Source organism: Peptostreptococcus russellii (genome assembly GCF_900110295.1).
In the GTDB taxonomy this organism is placed as follows: Bacteria; Bacillota; Clostridia; order Peptostreptococcales; family Peptostreptococcaceae; genus Peptostreptococcus; species Peptostreptococcus russellii_A.
Genome location: NZ_FODF01000045.1, coordinates 1 through 4,386, shown reverse-complemented (window position 1 = coordinate 4,386; position 4,386 = coordinate 1). Strand labels below are relative to the sequence as shown.

4 protein-coding genes are annotated in these 4,386 nt (G+C 30.4%); all 4 read left to right on the top strand.

What is annotated here, in order from left to right:
* Positions 1-114: 114 nt before the first annotated feature.
* The 4 genes from BMY82_RS09135 to BMY82_RS09120 all read left to right on the top strand — a co-directional run bounded on the left by BMY82_RS09135 (position 115) and on the right by BMY82_RS09120 (position 4,242).
* Positions 115-582: a hypothetical protein gene (locus tag BMY82_RS09135; protein WP_091976245.1), complete on the top strand. Its 468-nt coding sequence runs from the start codon at positions 115-117 to the stop codon at positions 580-582.
* Between the two features lie 176 nt (positions 583-758).
* Positions 759-1,703, top strand: coding sequence for an XRE family transcriptional regulator (locus BMY82_RS09130; protein ID WP_091976244.1), 945 nt, complete (start codon positions 759-761; stop codon positions 1,701-1,703).
* A gap of 180 nt (positions 1,704-1,883) precedes the next feature.
* On the top strand, positions 1,884-2,840 hold the full coding sequence (locus tag BMY82_RS09125; RefSeq protein ID WP_242938955.1) for an Abi family protein: 957 nt from the start codon (positions 1,884-1,886) through the stop codon (positions 2,838-2,840).
* Positions 2,841-3,033: 193 nt separating this feature from the next.
* Positions 3,034-4,242: a tyrosine-type recombinase/integrase gene (locus tag BMY82_RS09120; RefSeq protein WP_091976242.1), complete on the top strand. Its 1,209-nt coding sequence runs from the start codon at positions 3,034-3,036 to the stop codon at positions 4,240-4,242.
* The last annotated feature ends 144 nt before the right edge of the window (positions 4,243-4,386 follow it).

Below are 4,386 nucleotides of genomic sequence, written 5' to 3'. Positions count from 1 at the left end.
GCTTCTAACGTAGAAACAATTGCAGCACATGCGGATAATATAGATAAAGAACAGATTAATCTCATAAACGAAGATATTGAGGATATGAAAAAATGGTAAAAGTAAGGTGATTACTTGAATAATTACGAATTATTACTTGAAGAAGCAGAAAAAAATAATATTATCGTAAGGGAAGTTACTTTAAAAAGTGATGCTAAAGGTCTTTATGTAGACGGTAAGATTGCTCTTAACACTTCTAAGCTATCAACAGTTGCTGAAAAAAACTGTATTATGGCAGAAGAATTAGCTCATCATTATACATCTTATGGTAATATTATTGATGATAGTAAGATTGAAAACGTTAAACAAGAACGATTAGCTAGAAAACTAGCATATGAAAATCTTGTTGACCTAAAGCAAGTTGCTGATTTAGTGATAAATCATAATCTCAATAAATATGAGATAATTGAAAAATTAGATGTAACAGAAGGTTTTTTCAATGATGCCATAGAGTACTACTCACAAAAATATGGTGTACATAAGGACTTTGAAAATTATTCTATTATATTTTATCCTCATTTAGCTGTGTTAAAAAAAATTTAAAATTATAAAAAATGATGATTATCTTACATTACAACCGTGTAATTGTAGGTATGATCCTATAGTAATTAAAGAGAACGACCAACCTTATATCGTAGGTAAATTATCTGGAATTGTTCGAAAATATTAAATAGGGGGGTGAATATTTTAATATAAGTATTAGAAAAGAGGTGAACTCCGTGGATAGAATTATACGCATAGGAAGAATTATAAAAGGGTATCGATTGAATTTAGGAATAACTTTGGAGAAATTAGCAGATAATCTCAATGCTATATATCCAGACGAGAAATTTACTAAGGGTAAAATCTCAAAATGGGAAAGAGATTCCGAAACCCCAAAAGTCACATCACTAAAAAGATTGACTGACTACTACGGCACAACAATAGATCAAATTTTAACGGACGCTCAAACAGACTTTGATTATGAGCAGAGACTAAAAGAAGCAAAATATAAAGAAAAATTAATCGATACACTGCAAAATTTAAACTATGAATTTGATAAAGACGCCTTTAGATTAGAAGAGTTTATAGTTGATGGATTGAAGGTTATAAATACCGAATTAGATACAACTTATGAAGTTGACCCCAGAGAATTATATGATGAGATGAAAGAAACATTCTCAAATATTGTTGAATTACAAGCCCAGTCTAATCTTCAGATAGAATTTGATGAGGTTAGAAAAACTTTTGAGAAATTAAACACCGCCAACTCAATAGTGGAAAAACCATATTTATACAAGGTCAACGTGACGGAGAAAGTTGCTGCCGGACGGGGGCACTCCTACGGAAACAATGAAACTACCCCACACTATACAGACAGAGCAGATTTACACCCATATGATTTAGCTACTCTAGTTAAGGGCGATAGTATGGAACCAAAATACAAAGATGGGGATGTAGTTCTATTGAGGCAAGGATATGATAACGTTAATGGGGATGTCTATGTTATAGATTATGACGGTAAATTATACATAAAAAAATTATATAACGACGGGGATAGATTTAGAATGGTATCTATAAATAGAAAATACGATAACATTATTATTGATATTCCGCCAGAAAACGGTAAATATTTCAATATAATAGGTAAAGTTATTGATAGTTTTACGCCAGTTAAATTGTAAGGGGAGCGATTAAATAACTACAAAAAAATCCACGTTATGTCAAGTATTTTTTGTTTTCATATTGACATTTATTTACGCAAGGGTTATAATTAGCTAACAGATTAACCTTGTTCCTCACGCGGGTTCAAGGAGATTTTAACAGATTAAGCCTAATCCTTACGTGGGGTTAGGCGTTTTTTTATGGAGGTAACAATGATAAATGAAAAACCCTTTAGAACTACAAACCAAATGTTAAAAAAACTTAGAACTCGAAACCTAAAAATAAAGGATGGTTCTAAAGCAAAAAGATTTTTAGAAAGAGAAAATTATTATTGTGTGATAAACGGTTACAAAGACTTATTTTTAGATAAAACTGTTAATTCTGTTGAGGAAAGATATAAAGATGGTTCTAGTATATTTGAGATATTTGAGTTATTCAAATTAGATAGAGAATTGAGAAATATATTACTACCTGAATTAATTAAATTTGAAAGTTTTATCAAAACAAGTGTTGCATATTACTTTCACCAAAGTTTTCCTGACAAAAATTCATATCTTGCATTTGAAAACTATACTTCTGATACAAGTAAGACAAAAGATATATTGTCCGTAATTGCAACATTATCAAGTAATATATCTAGGCAAAAAAATAATGCTGTGACCTATTACATTGAAAAATATCAGCACTGTCCTCTTTGGGTATTATCTAACTACCTAACATTTGGTAATATATCAAAGATATATAAAGTATGCGATTCTACAGTCCGCCTAAATATATCAAAAGAGGTCTCAAAACACTACTGTAACAACTACAAAGAAAAAGTACATATTTCACCTGAAATGTTAGACGAATGTCTTGGTATGGCGGTAATGCTAAGAAATGTATGTGCACATGATGAAAGGCTATACAACTACAAAGGAAAATTCAAAGAAAGAGCACTTTCAAGAACATTGAAATACCCTCAATTAAAAAACTGCCATGTATTTTCTTCACTCATAATACTAAAGTTATTTCTTCCAAAAAATGATTATAGGCAGTTCATGAGAAAGTTTGAAAAATGCATGAATAATTATAAAAACTCCTTTAAAACAATCTCTCTAGATGATATAAAAGACATAATTGGATACGACCAGACTTGGATCGACTCCAACAAATAAAAAGTGAATTAAATACTTGGCATTATGTAAAATACATGATAAATCAGATTAGACAATTAACCACTTGCGAGATGTTCTCTTTCGGAATAACATAGGAAGATTATCCCATTCGGTCAGCTCTGTATCTATCAGGTGCAGAGCTTTATCTATAAAATAAAAAGAACATATGTTTATATAAAAAGGAGGTTTTAAAATGGCTAAGTTAATGATAACAAGACGTGGTTCTAAGTGGCAGTATAGATTTTATGTTGGAAAGGTTGACGGAAAGCAAAAATTCATAAGTAAAAGCGGTTTTCCCACTCAAAAAGAAGCCCAATCGGCAGGCACAGAGGCTCTATATGAATTTGAAAGTAAAGGAGTTAGATTAAAAAATACTAATATATCCGTTTCAGATTTTTGCGATCTTTGGATTGAAAACCAAGCTGTGTTTAACTACAAGCGAAATACTATTAATAATTATATACGCATTATAGAATCTAGAATAAAGCCAGTATTAGGTTTTTATAAGTTAACAGACATTAATACACTTGCTATTCAAAATTTTATAAATGATATTAAAAAAGAAGGATTAGGTAAAAACAGAACTAGTGAAATTCTTAAAGTTCTATCTGTTATGCTTAATTATGCAGTAGATATTAAATATATAAAAACTAACCCCTGCAAGGATGTTAAACTACCAAAATTTTCTTCCCCAGAAAATAAGAGGTATATCATTACTAAATCTGATATTAACAAAATACTGTACAGATTTAAGGATTCCCGATTCTATATCCCAATTTTAATTGGATATTACACTGGTTTTAGAATTGGTGAAGTTTTTGGTCTTACTTGGGAAGATGTAGATTTTGAGAATAAAACTTTAACAGTAAACAAGGCTTTATCTGTTGAAGATGGCGGTAGAGTATTTATAGATACTCCGAAAACAGAAAAGTCTAACCGTACAATTAAAGTAAGTGATTTTTTAATTCAGGAGCTTAAAAAAGAAGAGATAAAACAAAAGGAAAATAAACTTTTCTATGGAGAATATTATTTCTTGCAGTATGTGGATGAAAAACAAGATGCAGCTTCTAATATTGTAAAAAATATTATTTCTATACAAGCAAATATTCCTATCGATAAACCAAAAATCAATTTTATATGCATTGATGAAAACGGAAGTTTAACAACTCAAAATTCTTTTAAATATGCAAGTAGGGTTATAAGAAAAGATATGGGTATTAAGTTTAACTTCCACAGCTTGAGGCACACTCACGCAACTAAATTAATAGAAGCTGGAGCGAATATAAAAGAAGTCCAGCTTAGGCTAGGTCATTCAAGCATAAAAACTACACTTGATGTTTACACAAAACATACTGACGAAGCAGAAGCTGAACTTGTTAATTTATTTGATAATATCCTTTAGATTGTACAACATCAATGCCAAATTTGTACAACGGAAAATCTGGTTTGCACAAAAGTTGTACAAATAGAGGTTTTTGCACTGTTGAACAATATGAAAATAGCTCTATTGCTTGCTTAGAAGCACTACTGTCTCACAATGTGGTGT

Bases quoted from the DNA above. Each gene is read 5' to 3' on its own strand.
- BMY82_RS09125 (WP_242938955.1), top strand. From the start codon at position 1,884: ATGGAGGTAACAATGATAAATGAAAAACCCTTTAGAACTACAAACCAA.
- BMY82_RS09120 (WP_091976242.1), top strand. From the start codon at position 3,034: ATGGCTAAGTTAATGATAACAAGACGTGGTTCTAAGTGGCAGTATAGA.